The organism is Rothia sp. HMSC061D12 (assembly GCF_001836735.1).
In the GTDB taxonomy this organism is placed as follows: domain Bacteria; phylum Actinomycetota; class Actinomycetes; order Actinomycetales; family Micrococcaceae; genus Rothia.
Genome location: NZ_KV830305.1, coordinates 561,065 through 582,019, shown reverse-complemented (window position 1 = coordinate 582,019; position 20,955 = coordinate 561,065). Strand labels below are relative to the sequence as shown.

14 protein-coding genes are annotated in these 20,955 nt (G+C 58.7%); 11 read left to right on the top strand and 3 right to left on the bottom strand.

Features of this window, described 5'->3' with window-relative positions; genetic code table 11:
• The first annotated feature begins 22 nt into the window (after positions 1–22).
• The 5 genes from HMPREF2682_RS02230 (at position 23) to HMPREF2682_RS02210 (ending at position 7,885) form a co-directional block, all read left to right on the top strand.
• Positions 23–913, top strand: a complete 891-nt coding sequence (locus HMPREF2682_RS02230; protein WP_070830989.1) for a fumarylacetoacetate hydrolase family protein — start codon at positions 23–25, stop codon at positions 911–913.
• Between the two features lie 870 nt (positions 914–1,783).
• Positions 1,784–4,348: a Rib/alpha-like domain-containing protein gene (locus tag HMPREF2682_RS02225; protein WP_070830986.1), complete on the top strand. Its 2,565-nt coding sequence runs from the start codon at positions 1,784–1,786 to the stop codon at positions 4,346–4,348.
• Between the two features lie 129 nt (positions 4,349–4,477).
• The gene (locus HMPREF2682_RS02220) at positions 4,478–4,903 is read left to right on the top strand and encodes an ArsR/SmtB family transcription factor (RefSeq protein WP_070830983.1); all 426 of its coding nucleotides are present in this window, start codon (positions 4,478–4,480) and stop codon (positions 4,901–4,903) included.
• Between the two features lie 132 nt (positions 4,904–5,035).
• A complete protein-coding gene (thrS, locus tag HMPREF2682_RS02215; protein ID WP_070830980.1) occupies positions 5,036–7,069 on the top strand; it encodes a threonine--tRNA ligase in 2,034 nt (677 codons plus the stop codon).
• Positions 7,070–7,618: 549 nt separating this feature from the next.
• Positions 7,619–7,885 (top strand): aminotransferase, encoded by a 267-nt coding sequence (locus HMPREF2682_RS02210; RefSeq protein ID WP_070830977.1) that lies wholly within the window; start codon positions 7,619–7,621, stop codon positions 7,883–7,885.
• A gap of 74 nt (positions 7,886–7,959) precedes the next feature.
• Here HMPREF2682_RS02210 and HMPREF2682_RS02205 read toward each other — a convergent pair whose 3' ends face one another.
• The 3 genes from HMPREF2682_RS02205 to HMPREF2682_RS02195 form a co-directional block, all read right to left on the bottom strand.
• Positions 7,960–9,513: a hypothetical protein gene (locus HMPREF2682_RS02205; protein ID WP_070830974.1), complete on the bottom strand. Its 1,554-nt coding sequence runs from the start codon at positions 9,511–9,513 to the stop codon at positions 7,960–7,962.
• Positions 9,514–9,776: 263 nt separating this feature from the next.
• A complete protein-coding gene (locus HMPREF2682_RS02200) occupies positions 9,777–12,683 on the bottom strand; it encodes an FAD-binding and (Fe-S)-binding domain-containing protein (protein ID WP_070830971.1) in 2,907 nt (968 codons plus the stop codon).
• A gap of 239 nt (positions 12,684–12,922) precedes the next feature.
• A complete protein-coding gene (locus HMPREF2682_RS02195; RefSeq protein ID WP_070830968.1) occupies positions 12,923–13,831 on the bottom strand; it encodes a hypothetical protein in 909 nt (302 codons plus the stop codon).
• Between the two features lie 280 nt (positions 13,832–14,111).
• Here HMPREF2682_RS02195 and HMPREF2682_RS02190 point away from each other — a divergent pair, with 280 nt between their 5' ends.
• The 6 genes from HMPREF2682_RS02190 (at position 14,112) to HMPREF2682_RS02165 (ending at position 20,834) form a co-directional block, all read left to right on the top strand.
• A complete protein-coding gene (locus HMPREF2682_RS02190; RefSeq protein ID WP_246827238.1) occupies positions 14,112–15,596 on the top strand; it encodes a potassium channel family protein in 1,485 nt (494 codons plus the stop codon).
• 476 nt (positions 15,597–16,072) lie between these two features.
• A complete protein-coding gene (locus HMPREF2682_RS02185; protein WP_070830962.1) occupies positions 16,073–16,720 on the top strand; it encodes a hypothetical protein in 648 nt (215 codons plus the stop codon).
• A gap of 76 nt (positions 16,721–16,796) precedes the next feature.
• On the top strand, positions 16,797–17,372 hold the full coding sequence (locus tag HMPREF2682_RS02180) for an HIT family protein (RefSeq protein ID WP_070830959.1): 576 nt from the start codon (positions 16,797–16,799) through the stop codon (positions 17,370–17,372).
• Between the two features lie 45 nt (positions 17,373–17,417).
• A complete protein-coding gene (locus HMPREF2682_RS02175) occupies positions 17,418–18,626 on the top strand; it encodes a hypothetical protein (protein WP_070830956.1) in 1,209 nt (402 codons plus the stop codon).
• 157 nt (positions 18,627–18,783) lie between these two features.
• Complete coding sequence (locus tag HMPREF2682_RS02170; protein WP_070830953.1) at positions 18,784–20,067, top strand: Mur ligase family protein; 1,284 nt, start codon at positions 18,784–18,786, stop codon at positions 20,065–20,067.
• A complete protein-coding gene (locus tag HMPREF2682_RS02165) occupies positions 20,067–20,834 on the top strand; it encodes a type 1 glutamine amidotransferase (protein ID WP_070830950.1) in 768 nt (255 codons plus the stop codon). Before HMPREF2682_RS02170 ends, HMPREF2682_RS02165 begins: the two co-directional genes overlap by 1 nt.
• The last annotated feature ends 121 nt before the right edge of the window (positions 20,835–20,955 follow it).

Sequence of the window (20,955 nt, the reverse complement as noted above, 5' to 3'; positions counted from 1 at the left end):
CACCTGAAGCGAAGGAGCATCCATGCGTTGGGCACAGATTAAAGACTCGAAGGGCAGCCGCGCGGTCTGCTTCTTCGAGGAGACCGTGTACGAGCTTCCGGCGAAGCTCAGCCCGCTACTGAATTTCTACAGCCGATTCCGCCTGAACTTTGGCGACCCGAAGAACGCCGTGGCGATTCTCAAAGAGAACGGCGCGACCGTCATGGGTCACGGCGAGGAACTCTGGAACTCCCTGCCGTTTATTCGCCCGCTGGATAAGCCCGGCAAGATTGTGTGCGCCGGCTTGAACTACCGCGATCACGCCGCAGAAATGAACCTTGAGGTGCCCGAGTATCCGGCGTTGTTCGCGAAGTTCCCGAACGCGCTGATTGGCCCCGGCGAGCAGATTCGCATGCCCGCCGATGACGGCACCGGCAGCACGAAGGTCGACTGGGAGGTTGAGCTCTGCCTGGTCGTGGGCGCTCGTCTGCGTAACGCCACGGAAGATCAGGCGCTAGATGCTCTGATGGGTTACACGGTCCTGAATGATGTGTCGGTGCGTGACTGGCAGGGCCGCTCCTCGGAGTGGTTCCAGGGCAAGAACTGGGACGCGATGACTCCGTTCGGTCCGGTGATTGTGAGCCCCGATGAGGTTGACCCGGTTGCCGGTCTGGAGCTGGTCTGTGAGGTGGACGGCGTGGTGCGTCAGCGCGGTACGACGGCGGATATGGTGTTTACCCCGGCGCAGCTGCTGTCCTATATTTCGCGGTTTATGACCCTGGAGCCGGGTGACCTGGTGGCGACGGGTACCCCGGCGGGGGTTGGTTTGTCGCTGCATCCGCGTCAGTGGTTGAAGCCGGGTCAGACGGTGCGCACCCACATTGAGGGCATTGGTGAGCTGGTGAATGTCTGCTCGGAGGCGGGCGCGCTGTAGTTATCCGGTAGCTCTGTACGCAACCGCGAATGAACCCACGTGAACCCACGGAGGCGGGTGCGGCACCTGCTATTGGGTGCACCGCAAGGCACCCATATATGAATATTTATGCACCCCGCATGTGTTTTTGAGGCGCATGCGGGGTGTTTCTATGCTTTCTAAAGCTCCCGGTGGGCGGCTTGGAATTCTTGGAATGTACAGTGAAGGGCGTCCTGCGCGGGGGAGTGTGGTGCATGCATGGTTACACACTGTTAAACACACGCAAACTTTAAACTTTGACCTAAATTTTAGGGTTTTGGGTGGGTTTTGTGGGTCTATAGGGGTGAAACAAGGGGGTGCTCCCCGGTGGTGATTGTGACTTGAAAGTGGTCGATTGGGCTGATGGAAACCCCTGTTTCAGTGACTGAGACCATATCTACCCCCGGTACAGAATCCCAAATTATGGGCATGTGTGAGAAATTCAACAGAAGGTTTTGGTGCGTCATTCTGGAAACTTTGTGGTTGAGGGTTTAGTTTCCCGTGCTCAATTTTCGTTTCTTTAAAGTTGCCCTCGCTTGACTAGGAGTAAAGCCTGGACACTGCGGTGCAAATTCTGAAAGCCTGAACATCTATCAATGCACACAGGTGTAAAGAAATATGAGTCTAAGCTTGAACCTTTAGCAAAAAATCGGTGCCCAAAATCACAAACTCGTTTTGCGTTCACCCAAAAGACTATGTAGGGTATGGGGATTATCTGAGAGTTTCCTGAGAATTCCTGCCAGAAGATCAGGACCCACCCGGGCACACCCTCAGATGCATATTTCACTCACGTCCGTGTTTGTTCATACAAACGCACTCACTCAAACAAGCCGACACGAACGGAAGAAAAACATGACCACAACTGCATCCAAAAACCCGGCACAGCGCCCGGCAAACCGCCGCCGTGCCACCATCGCTGCCTCCGCAGCACTGGCAACCGTCATCACCGGCGCGAACCTCCCCGCGACCTTCGGTGCAACCGCCCCCACCCGCAACGTAGCCGGTACCACCTGCGTCGACGCAGGCTACCGCACCGTGCCGACCCTGGCGAACCTCACCAACGTGACGCCCGGTCCGACCTGCTACTGGAACCCCGACCAGAAGGCACAGAGCATCGCGACCCTCGCACCGGTTAACTCCTCCCTCACCAAGGCGCAGCTGACCACCACCGAGAACACCTCGCCCCTGAGCGGCAAGCTCGCCCGCGATTCATTCGCCGCCAAGAAGCTCACCGGTACCGAAGCCGTCGCAGCCAACAGTAGCGAAATCAGCCGCACCTTCCTCGAATACACCGGCGATGCGGGTAACCACCCCGTCACCACCGCCATCAACGCCGGCACTGTGAAGAAGGACCGCGCCCAGACCGTTGGCGGCCACGAGAATATCCCGACCCTCGCCGTGAACTCCGCGAATCCGCACCAGGAGTACGTCGAGGTCGTCTCCCGCGACAACCGTGTCAACGCCAACGCGGAGAACAAGCGCATCCTCACCGGCGGCATCCCGATTCCGAAGTGGCTTGCCGAGGACCACGGCCTCTCCGGCGACCAGTCCGTCGCCCTCTATGACGAGGCGACCGGCATCTGGCGCTCCTACTTCAAGTTCGTCAAGGATGCAGACGCACAGACCTACACCAGCACCGCCCGTGTGCAGGTTGGCGGTGGCAACGTATCCACCCCCAAGAGCGCAAAGATTCAGTACGACAACGTCGGCCGCGGCAACGCAGGTCAGACCGTCACCATCAACGCACCCGTGAGCATCGACGCGAAGTCCGGCAATGCCCGCACCTCCTACCCGATTGCTCGCGGCGCGAAGTTCCGCCTGGCAAAGAACGTACCCGGCGCGTCCATCGACGCGAACACCGGCGTTATCACCTACAAGATTCCCGCAGGCACCCGCGGTACCGTGGACATCCCCGTTGCGGTTGACTACCCGGCAACCTACCACGTGTCCTCTGGCGGCTACATGCTCGCTAAGCCGAACTTCGGCGGCGTGGGCGAAGACAACTACTGGCTGACCCTCAAGAACGGCACCTCCTCCGTGGTGGGCCTGGCAAATGAGCTCACCCAGATTGGCGTGGATGAGCTCAAGGCAGGCAAGATCAACCACATGGTGTCCATCACCGCGGCTGACTACGCGGCGCTGACTTCCTCCTTCCCCGCGAAGGGCACCGACGGCAAGCTGGACATGAGCAAGTACCCGAACGCGCCCCGCGCCGGCCAGCGTGGCTTCCTGCCCGCGAACTTTGACGTGGAAGAGCACCTGCGTAACACCGGCCACGCCGACGACCAGCTCACCCGCATGATTCTGACCGCGATGAAGGAGTACGGCTTCATCATCGCGGACCGTAACCTCTTCACCAACGCATTCAACCTGGAGGCGGCAAGCTCCTACGCGCCCTACGCCCGCCAGGGTAAGAACGTGTACAAGGAAGACCCGAAGCTCGCGGCAATGTTCGCGAACTTTGTGCCCAGTGGCTTCACCGGCAACCAGTTCCCCTGGCAGCAGGTGCAGTGGATGCCCGTGAACTACACCGAGTCCGCTGAAAACAGTGCAGGCCGCAACACCGCCAGCGCAGATACCAGCGTGAAGTTCAAGTACCCCTCGGACTCCTACGGTAAGACCGGCACCGGCTCCGGCGTGATCTACCAGCCCACCGAGCACCACGCCACCGTCTACTCCGGCGAGACCGCGGTTGCGCAGAGCGTTCACCAGTCGCACAAGGTTTCCCCGAACTACCGTTACGCCCGCGACTACAACTTCCAGGAAATCGAGCAGACTCCGAACTTCCGCCCCAGCCGCTGGGTCAACAAGGAGAAGGTCAACACTGCTGGCGGCCAGTTCTCCAGCGCGGAGACCGGCATCCGTTTTGCCTCCAACGGCAAGACCGGCACCTACTCGATTGATCTGAACACCCACGAGGTTACCGGCACCACCTGGGACCTGCGCCGCGATAACGGTACGAACATCACCGTGAACCGCACCGGCAAGGCGCCCGCACGCATGTCCGATGTGAAGGCGAAGAAGGGCTCCGCCGCGCAGCTGTACTCGATCCCGCTGAAGGTGCACGTGGTCGACAAGAACAGCCCCATCGCACGTGAGGACTCCGTCTCCCTGTACTCGGGCACCACCCAGAACGTGGCAGTCCTGAACAATGACGAGGCGTCCTTCGGCGCGTACAGCCGCGGTGAGACCGTGAAGAAGCTGGAGCTGCTCAACGAGCGCGGCCAGGTCGTCAGCTCCTACAGCGACGAATACGGTACCTACCGCGTGGTGACCCTGCCGAATGGCACCCAGGGTATTGCGGTTTCTGCTAAGAATAAGCAGGGCTTCGCACCGCTGGTCCGCTACCGCGCAGTGACCGACAAGGGCGTAAAGTCCGCTGAAGGTTACCTGCAGGTGGCAGTCGCCAACCGCTAAAGGCCTGCTAAGGTTGCATACCAGCGAGCATCAGCGCACATAGGGGAGAGGGGCACGCTCAAGAAAGCACGCCGCACAGGCGTAACTTCCTTGACGTGCCCCCTTTCCTGTACATAAGGTGAAAATACTATGACTCAGAGCCAGCACACAGACCAGACCGAAACTAACACCACCCACACTGACCATGCCCACGAGCATGCATCGGATCATACCCACGAGGTGCCCACCAACGCGCCCCTCCTCGAAGGCAGCGGCCCCGAAGACTGGGAGGAACAGTTTGGCCCGTCCGTGGCGATTTTCTCTGCGCTCGCGAACCCGCTACGCCTGGCGATTGCGCACCATCTGATGCACCGCCCGCATAGCGTGAGCGAACTGCACACCTGCCTGGGCATTTCGCAGCCGCTCGCCTCGCACCACCTGCGCATCCTGCGTGAGGCGCACGTGATTGACCGTGAACAGCAGGGCCGCACCACCATTTACCGTCTGAAGGACGACCATATTAGCCACATTGTGGTTGACGTGTATGAGCATACGCGTGAGCATCATGCGGACTAGTTTGCCCTCAAGCTGAGTGTTGGCTGGGAGCCGTTGTAAGATGGTGTGTGTCCGTGCACCAGTACAGTGCGGAATAGTATGCGCACCGGCGGCGCCCCGAGTGGCACGCTTGCGCCTGAGTTAAGGAGACTTATGTCTGCCGCTGATTCTTCAGCAATTGTTATTAGCGTTTCTGGTGAGGAGCGCGAGGTCACCGCGAAGACTGCCGCTGAGCTGTTCGCTGACGACCCGAAGATCGTTGTGGCACGCGTGAACGGCGTGCTTGTTGATCTCTCCCACGAGCTGTCTGCTGGCGACTCCGTTGAGCCGGTTTTCATTCACGAACCGGACGGCCTGAACGTTCTGCGCCACTCCGCTGCGCACGTGATGGCGCAGGCGGTGCAGGAGTACCGCAAGGATGCCAAGCTGGGCATTGGCCCGTACATTACTGACGGCTTCTACTTTGACTTTGATGTGGCTGAGCCCTTCACTCCGGAAGATCTGAAGAAGATCGAGAAGTCGATGATTAAGATCATCAAGTCCGGTCAGCTGTTCCGCCGCCGCGTGGTCACCCATGACGAGGCTGTCGCTGAGATGGCGAACGAGCCGTACAAGCTGGAGTTGCTCTCCCTGACCCAGGGCCCCGGTTCTGGTGCGGATGCTGCCGAGGGCGCATCCGTGGAGGTCGGCGAGGGTGAAATCACCATTTACGACAACGTGCACCCGAAGACCGGCGAGACCGTCTGGAAGGACCTCTGCCGCGGCCCGCACCTGCCGAACACCAAGCTGATCGCTAACGGTTACGCCCTGATGCGTGCCGGTGGTGCGTACTGGCGCGGTTCTGAGAAGAACCCCATGCTGCAGCGTATTTACGGTACCGCTTGGCCGACTAAGGACGAGCTGGTGGCGTACAAGGAGCGCATCGCTGAGGCGGAGCGCCGTGACCACCGCCGCCTGGGCCGTGAGCTGGACCTGTTCTCCTTCCCGAAGAACATTGGCCCCGGCCTGCCGGTGATTCACCCTAAGGGTGGCGTGATTAAGCGCGAGATGGAAGACTACGTGCGTACCCGCCACATTCAGGAGGGTTTCCAGTACGTCAGCACTCCGCACATTTCGAAGGAAGACCTGTTCTACACTTCCGGTCACCTTCCGTACTATGCGGACGGCATGTTCCCGGCTATGGAGCTGGATAACGGTCATTACCGTCTGAAGGCTATGAACTGCCCGATGCACAACGAGATTTACCGTTCTCGTGGCCGTTCGTACCGTGAGCTGCCGCTGCGTTTCTTCGAGTTCGGCACCGTGTACCGTGACGAGAAGTCCGGTGTGTTGCAGGGCCTGACTCGTGTGCGCATGATTACTCAGGATGACTCCCACTCGTATGTGACGAAGGAGCAGGCACCGGACGAGGTGCGTCACCTGCTGAAGTTCATGCTGAGCCTGCTTGAGGACTTCGGCATGACTGACTTCTACCTTGAGCTGTCCACCCGTGACACTGAGGGTGATAAGAAGGATAAGTTCATCGGTACTGATGAGCAGTGGGAGGCGGCTACCGCGGTTCTGGAGCAGGTTGCGAAGGAGACCGGCCTGGAGCTCGTTCCCGATCCCGGTGGTGCTGCGTTCTACGGTCCGAAGATTTCGGTTCAGGCGAAGGACGCTATCGGCCGTACCTGGCAGATGTCGACCGTTCAGTACGACTTCAACCAGCCGAGCCGTTTCGGTCTGGAGTACCAGGCTGCGGACGGTACCGTGCAGGAGCCGGTCATGATTCACTCGGCGAAGTTCGGCTCGATTGAGCGCTTCCTGGGTGTGCTGACTGAGCACTATGCGGGTGCGTTCCCGGCATGGCTCTCGCCGGTCCAGGTCATTGGTGTGCCGGTGGCTGAGGCGTTCAACGACTACATGACCGAGATCGCGGATAAGCTGCGTGCGCACGGCGTGCGTGTTGAGGTGGACTACGGTTCGGATCGCTTCACTAAGAAGATTCGTACCGCGTCTACTGAGAAGGTTCCGTTCATTCTGATTGCTGGCGGTGAGGATGCGGAGCACGGCGCTGTTTCGTTCCGTTTCCGCGGCAACAAGCAGGAGAACGGTGTGCCCGTGGATGAGGCTGTGGCACGTATTGTGGAGCATATCCGCAACCGCGTGAACGAAGACCCCAAGCCCAGCACTGAGGCTGCTGAGTAGTACTAGGCTTTCTGGTCTAGCTCGCATATAGAAACCACCCCCTTTGCGGCGACAAGCTGCGGAGGGGGTGGTTTTTTGTGTCTTGAGGAGGCGCGGGTGGGGGAGTGCGGTGGGGTGTAGAAAGTTGTGTTGTGGGGGAGTTTTTTAGCTCCAGAGTGCTAGCGTGGTAGTAGGGCGAACGTCCATGGTCATTCAGAAAATGGGTAGCTGGATGGCTTTGAAAATGATGTATCGCTGTTGATTGTTGAGGGAGCACGAGCGTATGAAGTCGAATAAGTATGTTCCTGTTGGGATGATGTTCTTGATCCTGGCAATTATCTTGAACGTAGTGTCAAGTGTCAGCGACCTAGTGCTTGGAATTCTCTACGGCATCTCGATAGCAGTATTGATTATTGGACTATCTAATAGTCGAAAATAAGTGCTATAGCAGATAAAAATGGACCCGGCAGGCTATCCATCAGATAGCCCGCCGGGTTTTTCGGGGAGCAAAGTTCGTTCACGAAGAAGTAGCAGGCTTTGCTGTTGAAGCGCATTTGAAAGGGTTGAGGTATGGCAAGCGTTGAGGTGATGAAGGAGCGGGCTCGTATTGCGGGGCGTTTCAACCTGTCTGCCCGCCGCAATCCAGAACATAGGGCACTTGTTGCGCTCGCCGCGCAGAAGGCGGGAGGGGAGTGCCACGTCATCCCTGCGGCTCCCGGCGAAGAAGAGGCTGAAGTGCTCCGCCGCGCGCGCAAGGTTGCGGGCGGTAAACCGGTCATTATCGTGACGGAGACTGACGGGGAGCTTCACGCCCGCCTTTTCAACGTAGATATATAAATACCCTAGGGGCTTGATAAAAACAAAATGTATTTTATCAAGCCCCTAGGGCGTAAATATATTTCTATTTCTTATTAGGAATCTAATTTATATGCACCTTGGTGACCACCCACACTAACAGCATGATTGGTTGTGGTATTACTATTGAATGTAATGCGGAAACAAGATAGGCAATGTTCCTCGCTATGGGTACTCCATACAACATGAGGCTTAATTACGTAGAAATTTGTTGTAGTTAGGTGAAACTTATCTATTTGAATCGCGTCAATACTAACTGGAGCGTAGAAGTTAACTTGATGCAGGTGTAGTGTTTCAATTTTTCCAATATTATAGAATTTGATTTTTGTAGAATTGACAAAATCGACACTTTCGGCATCATTGGAGTTATGTAGAGCTTTTCCTTCAATGAGGAAGTCGACATGCTCAAAACATATGCTGCTGATCTCTTCTGCGGTAATGTAGAGCCCGTTATGGATGGTTGCCCCGACAATTTTAATGTTTTTAATTTTTTCATATCTAGCATTTTTATAAGATGTTCCAAGCGTAACGAATCCCTTTATTTCGCAAGATTCCAAGTGTATGCTTTCTGCGGTGTCCGTTCTGTATGTACTAACTTTATCCTCCGGAATAAATTGTAAGCTCCCATTAACGGTGTGATTGTATATCTTGAAATCTGCATTTTCGCAATTTTTAATAACAATTCCGCCAGGTATTTCTGTTTTCTTGAGATTATCTTTATTGTTACTACCAATTTGTATAGTGGGTGATATAACGGAAGTGAAAAGTATGTCGTGAGGCATGGAGTCACCTTCAATTGTAATAGGTAGGCGCCCATTTTCGACTGCGCTTAGTCCGCCAACATCCAGTTTTCCTCCATTTGTAAATGTATTATCTTTAAGATTTATTTCTTCTACTATAGAGTACGATCCTCCGTGAATATTTAAATCTCCACCGAAGGTGCAATTGGACAGAGATATGGGATCATGCGTCAAATAATCATTTTCACCAATCTTTGAATGAGCTAATTTGAGATTAAGGCCTTTTTGGAACGTGCATCCATTCAGGTTTATATTGCCTGCAGATTTAATTTTTTCTAGGGAGATATTCTCTGAGAAAAAGGCTCCACGCAGGTCAATATCGAGAGACTCCCAATCGTGATTAGTTTTGTTGGCGTCGATGAGTCGTTTGTTGATTTGTTTTGCAATGGTGTTGCAAGTGTCATTTTCATGCTTTTTAGAATTCTTAGATGCCCCTGCATTTCGAGCATAAAGACAGACTTTATTCAGAAGGTCCTGTGCTTCCGTTTGATTTTTTATGTCTCCAGTATTTTTATATTCTTCTAAGTAGGAATCTATTGTTTTAAATATCTCCTCTACTGCATTCTCTGCTACCGCCGAATTCTTTGAGTACATATTATTAATGTTTGTCCTTAAATTCGACAGGTTATTCTGTTTGTTATAGCTATTATTCCTGTCCTCTTGAGCTTTGACTCCTTCTTTTGCGATATTGTTTCCTTCTTCTCTGATATCATTTTCTTCTTTTTTGAGTTTGTTATGCTTTCTTTTTTCGAACCAGCTTCCGAACTGGGCCAGTGACTTCAGGGGGTCACCAGGGATTGTATTAGGCATTTTGTTACCTTTCCGTGAGTGGATTGGATGAAAATTATTATATTGAAATAATTGTGTATTTTATTTATTGTGACACATGTCTAGTATAGCCGATGTGAGGTGCGCGATGCTTTAAATGAGAACTTTTTCTGCTCTGTATTTTGTATAGCGAGGCATGCATGGGTGAATTAGTGCGGTACATGATATGTAAGAAGGGACCCGGCTGGCTATCACATAAGATAGCCCGCCGGGTCCCTTCTTTATGCCGCTATGTGCTCAGCCCGTTAGCGGGTGGTGCGTTCCAGCAGCTGCAGCACGTTCTGGTAGCTGTGGCCGGTCGCCTCCGTCATACCCTGCTCACAGGTGCGGTTTGCCGAAATGTATGCGGCGAACTGCTTCTGCTCGCTCAGCTCCGCAGCCTCAGCCTCCGTAGCGCTCGCCGTCAGCTCCGGGTGCAGCATACCGCGGTCACCCGCATAACCACAGCAACCCCAGTGCTTCGGCACGTACACGTCGGCACTCATCGCGTTCGCAATCTTCTCAAACGCAGGCTGAGTACCCAGGTGAGTCATGGAGCAGGTCGGGTGCAGAGCAACCGACGGCAGGGGAGCAGACACGCTCAGCTTATCCAGCATGTTGTCGGCGGCAAACTGCACCGCATCGTACATGCGCAGACGCGAGTAGTCCGGCTCGCCCGGCTTCAGGCCGTTCACGATCTTGTGCTCAAGCGCCTTAATAACCTTCTCGCGCATCACCTCAAGGCCCTCAGTACAGGACGAAGCGTCACACACGACCGGCAGGCGGCCACCGTCAGTAGCCTCCCACAGGGACTTCAGCACGCGGTCGCTCATAATCGAGTAGCCGTCGGTGAAGCCCTTCGACTTCCACGGGGTAGCACAGCACATCTCACCAATATTGTCCGGGATGCGGTACTTCACACCCGCACGCTCACACAGGCGGATGAACGCCTGAGTTGCGTTGACCGGGTCGTGCTTGCCGTCGCCGTCCACGCCGCCGAACATGGAGTTCACGCAGGCGGGGAAGAACACAATCTCAGCGGTTGCGTCCTTGTGCGGCTTACGTGCCGGGCCACCAACCGGCAGGTCCTTCTTGTAGGAAGGAACCATATCGTCGCCCATGACCTTGCGGGCAATGTTGGTGGTGCCGTGCACCACGGGGAACGGCAGCTTCTTCGCCACGGTCAGAGCCTTGCCGGCGACCTTATCCATGACGCCCCACTGCTGTGCGGCAACCTTCCAGCCGGCGGCAGCCATCTTGTCCTGGTTCTCAGAACGCAGGCGGCGAATCAGGTCACCGGTGTTTATGTTCACGGGGCAGCGGGTCTGGCACATGCCGTCCACAGCACAGGTCTCAATGCCGTAGTACTCGTACTCCTTGCGCAGGCGCTCAGCGAGCTCGTGGTCGCCGTTCGCCTCAGCGGCAGCAATCTCACGGCGCAGCACAATACGCTTACGCGGGGTGAGGGTCAGGTTGCGGGAGGGGCAGACCGGCTCGCAGTAGCCGCACTCCACGCAGCGGTCGACTTCTTCCTCTACGGTTTCGGCAACCTTCAGGTCGGTCACGTAGTCGGTGTCCGGCTCGGCGAGCAGAACACCGGGGTTCATGAAGCCCTTCGGGTCAATGAGGCGCTTAATCTGGCGCATCACGTCGAAGAGTTCCTCACCGAACTGGCGGCTTACGAACGGAGCCATGATACGGCCGGTACCGTGCTCAGCCTTCAGCGAGCCGTCAGCGGCAAGAATCAGCTGAACCATTTCTTCAGTGAAGTCGCGGTAGCGGTCCAGCTGCTTCGGGTCGCGGAACTGCTCGTTCAGCATGAAGTGGATGTTACCGTCCTTCGCGTGACCGAAAATCACGGAGTCCTGGTAGCCGTGTGCGTCGAACAGCTTGGTCAGGTCGCTACAGGTGTTGCCCAGAACCTCGACAGGAACGACCACGTCTTCCAGCAGTGCGTTAGTGCCGGAGCGGCGGTTACCCGCAACGGTGGTGTACAGGCCGCGGCGTGCCGCCCACAGAGCGTTACGCTCAGACAGCTTGCTGGTCATCGACACCGGCGAAGCCACCGGCAGGCTCTTAAACATGGGTGCCGCAGCGGCAGCCAGGTCGCTCAGCTCCTGCTCGGAGTTGCCCTGGAACTCAACCAGCAGAGCGGCGTGGTCCTTCACGTCGATGGCGGCGAGCGCCTCCGCAGCCTGGCCGGTACGCTGAGCCACACGAATACTGGTGGCGTCCATCAGCTCGACGGTTGCCAGCTTGTTAGCAACCAGTTCGGGCACGGAGCGTGCAGCATCAATCAGGTTGTCGAACACGAGCAGGCCGGTGGAAATGTTCTTCAGAATCGGCAGGGTGCGGTAGGTTGCCGAAGCAACGAAGCCGAGGGTACCCTCCGAACCAATCAGCAGGTGCTGCAGAATGTCGACGGGGGTCTCGAAGTCGACCAGGGAGTTCAGGCCGTAACCCATGGTGTTCTTCATGGAGTACTGCTGGCGAATCTTCGCCATGGACTCGGGGTTCTCGAGCACGCGCTTGCGCAGGCGCAGCAGGCCCTCGTGGATTTCGGGTTCGAGGGAACGCAGCTTCTGGTCAGCGTCAGGCTCAGCGGTGTTGATGATGGTGCCGCTGGGGAGCACGAACACCATGGAGTCGAGGGTGTTGTACGTGTTGTACTTGGTGCCCGAAGACATGCCGGAGGAGTTGTTCGCAACCACACCACCGATGGTGCAGGCGGACCAGGATGCGGGGTCCGGGCCGAGCTTGTAGCCGTAGGGTGCCAGGTAGTTGTTGACCATCATGATGGTCGCGCCGGGCTGCACGCGAACCTTCTTGCCCTCTTCAAGAACTTCAATCTTCTTGAAGTGGCGGCGGGTGTCGACCATGAGGCCGTCACCGCTTGCCTGGCCGGAGAGGGAGGTGCCGCCGGAGCGGAAGGTGAGGGGCAGGCCGAGGTCACCGGCTGCGCGGAAGATGTTTGCGACGTCTTCGGCGGAGTCGGGGCGGATCAGGCCGGCGGGCACGAGCAGGTAGTGGGATGCATCGTGCGAGATTGCCAGGCGTTCGAGTTCGGAGACGCTGGATTCGACTGCCTCGGCGCGCGCGTCAGAGAGTAGGCGCTTGAGGGTGTCTTCGTAGGGGGACTTGAGTGCTTCGGACGTGTTTGACACGACGGTCATGATCTTGCTTCCTTACTGGTGACAGGTGTGTGAATGCTGTCTTTATTCCAGTATCTTCCTTTGAACGCCGTCTTTTCTGGTTAGTTATGGCTAAGCTTGGCGACTACTTGTCACCATATTGGGTGGTCATCATATGCCGGGTATTAATCTGGTTTTCCCTTGTATTTCTTGGTATCCCGTGGGTTTTGCATGAGCCTGAAGGAGGCAACTACCCTGCCCGCAGGCCGATTTGGAAATTTTTAGGCACGCCCGCCGAGCGCCGTAACATTCCAGCTGGCAGTGCTATCCGAAGTCACCACACCGCAAAACAGGGGAGAGCCCACCGAAGCACGCACACCCAAATCCTCCACGAACACGCGACCACCGGCAGGCACACTACGCTCCTTACGGTCCACGCCCGCACAATACACCGTCATCTTCGCATCCGAACGATTCTCCACCGCAACCGAACCGCCGCTCGCACCCGTATCGTGCACAAAACCGCGGCTGCCCTGCATCTGAATCTCGCCAACCTCAGCGCCCTGACTCGTCAACGGAACACCATCAGGCGCAGTGAATTCGCCCGAAGAGTCCACACCCGCCGAACGGACCGACACCATCCACTGAGCATCATCAGTCAGCTGCGACGTCGACGCCGTCACACGCGCCGAACTATACGGCACACTCACCGCACCGGCAGACTTCGCGGAACCAGAAGGGCCGGCACTAGAAGGGCTAGGTGCCGTCGTGCTGACTGTATTGCGAACCCACACGCCCGCGCCCTCACCCGAACCGCCAGCAACCACCTCAACCGCGGTACCCGAACCGTCCGAAACAGAAACCTTCATCGTGCCCTCAGGCTCACCGCGACGCTCAAACTCCACATACGAGTAAGTAGCGGGCGCCGCAGGGCCCTCAAAGACTGCCTCCTCAACAGCGCCGCGACCGGTAAACAGGCGGAAACCCTCAGAATCCTGAATCACCGGCGCCGTCGCGTGGCTCACCGCAGTAGGCTCGCTCGAAGCCTCCGCAGAAGCAGAAGGGGAGGAGTTCAGGGAGGCGCACCCACCCAGAGCGGCGGCGAGCGCACCCGACAGGCAGAGGCTCGCGCCCAGCTGACGGAAGAAGACAGGGCGAGAAGCAGAGGAGGTGGTGTGCTGGTGAGTCATGGGCACTCCGATGTGCGGGGCAGCAGCGCTACATCAGCAGCACGGCCACAGTGGTTGGTACACCACATATTGTGTCAGGTTAAATGCTCGCCGTGCAAAAACTGCGGCACAGTGTAAAGACTTCCGCACAAAGAGCACAGTGCAAAGAAATAACCGGGCGAGGATTGCAAGGCAGAGTATCATTCACACTATGGATAAGGCGGAACAGAACCAAGCAGATAACACGGCAGCGAACAGTACAACGCCCAATAAGTCGAGCAGCCCGACGGATGATACCTCCGTGCACGCTGAAAGTGCTGCATCTGAAACCGCCGCAGAGAATACTGCACAGGCTGGTTACACCCAGGCGGCGCCGGCAGAAACCAGTACTGGAGTAGCTAACCCCTCAGAGGCGAGTCCTGCAGCAGCAAACACTGTCCAGGTAGACGCCATGCGCCTCGACAGCAGCCGTGCCGTCTACTCCACCGACCTGGACCCCGACGACGACTACGAAGAGGTCGTCGAAGAGTACGCCACCACCGATGCGCCGGACGGCACGCACCGCGAGGAACGCCGCATCACCCGCACCACGCATCACCCGCGCGGCAAGCAGGGCGACCAGAAGGGCACCCAGGGTACCCCTGATGGCGCCCCCGAAATCATCGACGCGGGCGAACCTGAAACGCACACCACGACTATCCGCACGGTCACCCGCACCGTCACGGACCCGCCGCGTCGCGCCCCGCGCACCCGCCTCTTCCGCACGCTCAGCAAGTACCGCGGCGAGAAGAACCTGGCGGCGTGGGAGGACCGCACCTCCACGCCCATGTTCGTGGCGTCCGTGCTGTACCTGCTCGCGTTTGCCGCACCCATCATGAGCACGCGCATTCAGGAGCCGTACGACGGGTACCTCAACATCATTCAGATGATCCTGTGGGGCCTATTCGCCGCCGACTACTGTGTGCGCCTGTACCTGGCGCCGCGGCGACTCTACTTCATCACGCACAACCTGATGAACCTGGCGATTGTGCTGCTGCCCGCGTGGCGTATTGTCAGCTTCCTCGCCATGATTCACCTGACCGCCAACCGCCAATACAAGCGGCTCTCCGAGCTGGCGATGAAGCTCTTCGGCTACACCGCAATCTTCATCATCATGTTCGCCCTGGCGATCTATTCGGTGGAGTCTTCCGAGCCGGGGTCGATGATTCGTGACCTGCCCACCGCCTACTGGTGGACGTTCACGACCCTCGCCACGGTCGGTTACGGTGACGTCTACCCGATTACCGGTATCGGCAGGGTTATCGCCGTGGTCGTCATGCTGTACGGCGTGGGTATGGTCGCAGTCGCGACCGGTGCGCTCGCCAGCTGGATTATCGAGAAAATCGGGGGAATGGAGGAGCAGGAGCACCCCGCCACCAAGGCTGATGTGGACGATCTTCGCCAGGAGATTTCTGAGCTGCGTGCCCTGCTGGCTCGTGAGTATGCGCGCCGCGAAGCCCACGACTGCAGGCTGCGTGAGGTCGTGGATGAGGAGGGCGTGCACCCGGTTCCTTCGGAGGCGGAGGCGGCACGTAGCACCGGTTTTGTGGCTGCCGAATCTGGTTCTGCTCCTTCGACCGGCGCCTCACGCGCTGCGCGGGCTGATGATTCCGGCGAGGCTTCTGCTCCTTCGGCTTCGCATGAGGTTGCGGTGCGTGAGCAGGAGCCGGTCGCCCTGTTGGAGGAGACCCGCCAGACCTTCACGATTATTCGTGAGAAGTTCTCGTTGCGTTCCCGCAAGCAGTAGACCGCTCACAAATACCCCGCGAACAGTAACCGGGTGCACTGAAGATATCGGCGCAGGCATCAGCGCAGATATGGCAGTTCGGTTGAGGCTCGGCACTCAAACCCACACCGCCTACACGTTGTGGCGGTGGGTTTGGGTGCCGAGCCCACGTGAAGGTGGAATCAATCCCCGCATATGCCGCCGAGCAGGATATTTTACCTTGTCGAGACAAAAATAGCCCATGCAGAGCGCAAATTGAAGGCTGCACATGCGGAAAACTCCTCAACTAAAGGTTGAATGTGACCAAACTATCTTTTAAAAATGACTGTCACTAGTGAAACTCCTAGCCAGAGCCTATAAACTATCTACCGTGCCGGTTATCGAACGCCCTGTAGCCCAACGCGCTACGGGGTTTCGTTATATCCCCACCTCACTCACGGGGAGGCACCACTCAACTCACAAACTCACTCAAACACATACACTGTTAGGACACGTTCGTGGCACCTAAGTCCACCCTGGGCGCGCTCGTTCTACTCGTCGGCGCGCTCTCCCTCACCGCGTGCGCATCCGCGCCGAATAACGCCTCCGCAAGTGCGGTTGTTGACCCCGCAGCTTTTGAAACGGTTGAGCCCAGCGCTGTTCCCGCCCCCGGCGACGCTAGCACCGGAATCAAGGCGGCGGCTAGCGTCTCGCAGGACCCGTCGATTCACCCGACCGCAACCCAGCCCACCGCGACCCCCGCACCAGACAACACCAGCGACCAGGAGCCCGCCGCATCTGAGGCGACGGCTGTTCCCTCTTCCGTGCTCGCAACCCGCTCGACGGCGAGCGCTGACGGCACCTGGGTTCAGCAGGACTCCACCAACCTCGAGAACTACATGGACGCCGTTATCCACGACGGCGTCATCGAGGTGACCTACCACCTGAACCACGAAGAGCTGGCGACCCCCTTCTGGGTTGGTACTTTCGAGGCAAAAAACGGCAACTTCAGCTACATTTCCCGTGTGGACCGCGCGAAGCTGAGCCACGCGCCGTACGCCTCCGACAAGGAAACCAAGGAATTCACCATGGAGAACGGCGTGCTGAGCTTCCCCATGACCTATGAGGGCGCCACCCGCATCGTTCACCTGGAGAAGCAGGGATAGCCTGGGGGTATCTCGCGTGTAGCCCGCATGTCGGAGGGGCATTCCCGTCAGCGCGTGCGGGCTATAGAATGGGACTATGAGCGAGAACACGACCCCCGAGCACGGCACCGCAGCCTCGGTGCAGGATTCCTTCGAGCTGCCCGGCGCACCGGACCAGTTCCAGCGCCTGTGGACCCCTCACCGCACCGCCTACGTGAGCGGCGGCCAGAAGGATTACACCGAGAAGACCTGCCCCTTCTGCACTGCGCCCAGCCGCAGTGACGAGGAGTCGCTGATTGTGCACCGCGGTGAGCATGCCTTCGTGATTCTCAACCTCTACCCGTACAACCCCGGTCACCTACTGGTCTGCCCGTACCGTCACATCCCGTTCTACGATGATGCGACCGAGGCTGAAACCATTGAGATTGCGCAGCTGACCCAGCTTGCGATGAAGGTTCTGCGCGAGGTGTCGCATAATGACGGCTTCAACATTGGCATTAATCAGGGCAAGGTGGGCGGTGCGGGCATTGCTGATCACCTGCATCAGCACATTCTGCCGCGCTGGAGTGGGGACACGAACTTCCTGCCGATTATCGCTCAGACGAAGACCATGTCCCGCACCCTGGACGACATGCGTGTGGCTATTGCGGAGGGGTTTGCTCGCCTCAGCTAGGGGGACAGCGCCGCTAGAAACTTCGGTCCGCTAGAGTGGAATGCTATGGACTACCCCAACCTGCTTGAGAAGGCTTTCGACGAGGCTGTACCCGGTGCATCTGCTGCGCCTGCCGCTGGTCATGATGCCACTACCGGTAATGAGGCCGCCGCCGGTGATTCTGCAGGTGCGCCGCAGCTGCTCATCTGGAGGCAAATCCGCTGGTCCAACCGCCGCCCGCTCATCGAGGTGGAGCCCGTCGTGTCCGGCGGGGTTGCGGAAGGAGCTCATAACCGGGCATCTCAAGCGGCCGGGGAGAGCGCCCCTATCCAGGAAAGCAGCCCCCCGCAGGTTTACCGCCCGAGCGGGGTTCGCGTGCAGATTCCGTTGACCCCGGGCGCCTACCTGGGGTTGCGCATTCCGCGCGATAGCGAGGGTGAACTCTACCGCTACTGCGCTGGATACACCACCGGCACGAGCAATGATGCCGCCCCCGAGACTGGGGGAGCCTCCGCAGGAATCCGCCGCGTACCTTGCCCCGAGGGCACCCGCATCCACCGCGGCCAGCAGTGCCCGCGTTGCACCGCCCGCGACGAATTTACCGCCCTGCACAGCGCGCACCTGTACCCCGGAACGCTCACCGAATCCATGCGCGCCTACGCCATGCTGGAGCACCGCCTCTACATCGCGACCTTCCCCGACGGCACGCACAAGGTCGGCACCAGCTCCCTGCACTCGACCCCGCGCCGCCTGGATGAGCAGGCGGTCGCCACCGCCACCTACATTGCGCTCGCACCTGACGGCCTTGCCATTCGCCGCGCCGAGGACGCCGTGACCGCCCTCGCGAAGATTCCGCAGGTCAAGCAGGTGGCGAGCAAGTACCGCGCTTGGACGAACCCGCTACCCGGCGCGCAGCTTCGTGTTGCCCATCAGGAGGCGGTCGCCCGCGCCCGCGAAGCGCTCGCTGAGCTGGCGCGCACCGAGCCGGAGGTGCCGCTCACCGCCCTGGATGAGCCGTGGATTCCGTCGCTCGCGATGAACCGCCCCTATGCGGCGTTGCGTGCGCAGTCCCCGGAGCCGCTGGCACCGTGTGAACCTGGTCTGGAGAGCGGTTCGGCTGGTTTCTTCTGCACGGGTGCGGCGGGTCAGTTTTTGAGCGCCCACACCGGCGATGCTGACGCGGCGTTCCTGGTGAATACTGCCGCGTGGCGGAATGTGCTGGTGGAGCCGGCGCAGGTGTTCACGCGGGTGAGGGTGCAGGGCTCGCTCTTCTAAGAGGGCTCACGGCTCCAAGCCCCTGCGCGCCGTTCCAAAGCCCGTAGCTCGAAAACCCCGGCGCCTCATTTCACTACCACGTACCAAATCCCCGCCCCTTCCGGCATGAGCGAACGAGCCCGGCAGACCATTCAGCCGCTGGTGTGCGTGTACTAAAATGGTAAGCATGTCCAAACCCCTCATTCGTCTCCTCGGCCAGGGCGTACGCGCCGCGACTAAGCTTCGCGGCGGCGGCTCCGCTTTCCCCGGCCTTGTCATGGAAAAATTGCACCCCGACTTCGTCGCTGAAGAGCTCGCAAAGCTGCCCTACGGCGTGGTTGTTGTCTCCGGCACGAACGGTAAGACCACCACCACGAAGATGGCTGTGCAGCTGCTTGAAGCTCAGGGTCTGAAGGTTTTCACGAACCGCACCGGCTCGAACTTTGTGCGCGGTGTTGCCGCGGCGCTGCTGGGCGAGATGACTCTCGGCGGCAAGCTTGACGCTGATATTGCTGTGCTTGAGCTGGACGAGGCGCACGCCGTGCACTTCGTCAAGGCTGTCAAGCCTGACTACGCTCTGCTACTGAACGTTCTGCGTGACCAGCTGGACCGTTTCGGTGAGATTGACACGACCCGCCGCATGCTGGCGACCGTGGCCGCCGCAACCACCAACACCGTGGTGCTCAACCGCGAGGACCCGCGCATCCGCTCCCTGGCTGAGAATGTGCAGCCGGGCGTGACCGTTAAGTACTACGGTCTGGATGAGTCCCTGCGCTCGTACTTCCCTTCGGATGATGAGATGCGCGGCGGCACCGTCGCGAAGGCGACCCTGCCCGATGCAGACGTCACCCTGACCGCGTTCTCCGGCACTTCCGCTACGTTCGACCTGGCGGGTGCGGAGCGAGTCGGCGAAATCAACCTGTACGGCATTTACAACATCTTCAACGCGGCTGGCGCTATGGCGCTGACCCGCGCCGTTATGGGCGAGAAGCTCGATGAAGATAAGCTCATTGCGGAGTTGGCGAAGATTACTCCCGCCTTCGGCCGCGGTGAGACCCTGAACGTGAACGGCCGCCCGCTGCAGCTGCTGCTGGTGAAGAACCCGAGCGGTTTCCGCCTGTCCCTGGCGAGCGCGAACGCTGACGACTACGCCACCATGATTACGATTAACGACCAGTACGCTGACGGTCGCGACGTGTCCTGGCTGTGGGATGTTGACTTCGACAGCCTGCGCGGCACCGGCGTGCAGATGGTCTCGGGCGTGCGCGCCTGGGATATGGCGCTGCGTCTGGAGCATGACGGCGTGAAGGTCGGCGAGGTCAACGAGAACCTCGCCGAGGCGCTCAAGCAGTTCATTGCCTCCAGCGGTAACGCGCCCATGCGTATTTTCTGCACCTACACCGCAATGCTGGCTCTGCGTGAAGAGCTCGCGAAGATTACTGACGTTGAGAGGGTCTCCTAATGACGGCAACTCACACTTTTGAGGGCACCCCCGCGGCAGGCCCGAATAACGGTAAGACTCTGCGCATCCTGCAGCTGTACCCGCTCGACATGAACATTTACGGCGACTGGGGCAACACCCTGGCGTTGGCTCGTCGCGCGCAGGCGCACGGTTTTGACGTGCAGATTCTGGACCACAACCCCGGTCATCCCTTCCCGCAGGATGTTGACATTATTCTGGGCGGCGGCGGCCAGGACTCCGGTCAGTCCGTCATTCAGGACGACCTGCACGCGAACGGTGACACCCTGCGCTCGCTGGCTGAGGCTGGCGTGCCGATGCTCGTCATCTGTGGCCTGTACCAGCTGTTCGGCAAGGAATTCCGCACCCGTGAGGGTGAGGTGCTGAAGGGTATCGGCATTTTTGATGCGCACACGGTCGGCGGCGATGACCGCCTGATCGGCAACATTGTTGAGGAGTCTGAGGAGTTCGGCACCGTGATTGGTTTTGAGAACCACTCGGGTCTGACCTACCTGGGCGAGGGCTGCACCCCGCTGGCGACCGTCACCAAGGGCGAGGGCAACAACGTGACCGACGCGTACGAGGGTGCGCGCGTGCACAACGTGATTGGCACCTACCTGCACGGTTCACTGCTGCCGAAGAACCCGAAGATTTCGGACTACCTGATTGAGCAGGCGGCAAAGCGTAAGTTTGGCGAGTTCACGCCGAACACGATTGACGACTCGCTGGTGGAGAAGGCACGCGCTTCGGCTGCGTCTCGCCCCCGCTAGCACCCTATTCCGGGCGGTGGCGTGCACTTTTTGAGGTGGTGTGCGCCTCCGCTACGGTATAGTTATGTGAGTACAGTACGGTGCGTGGGACGTTTCGCCGTGCCCGCACGGAGGTTTTGAC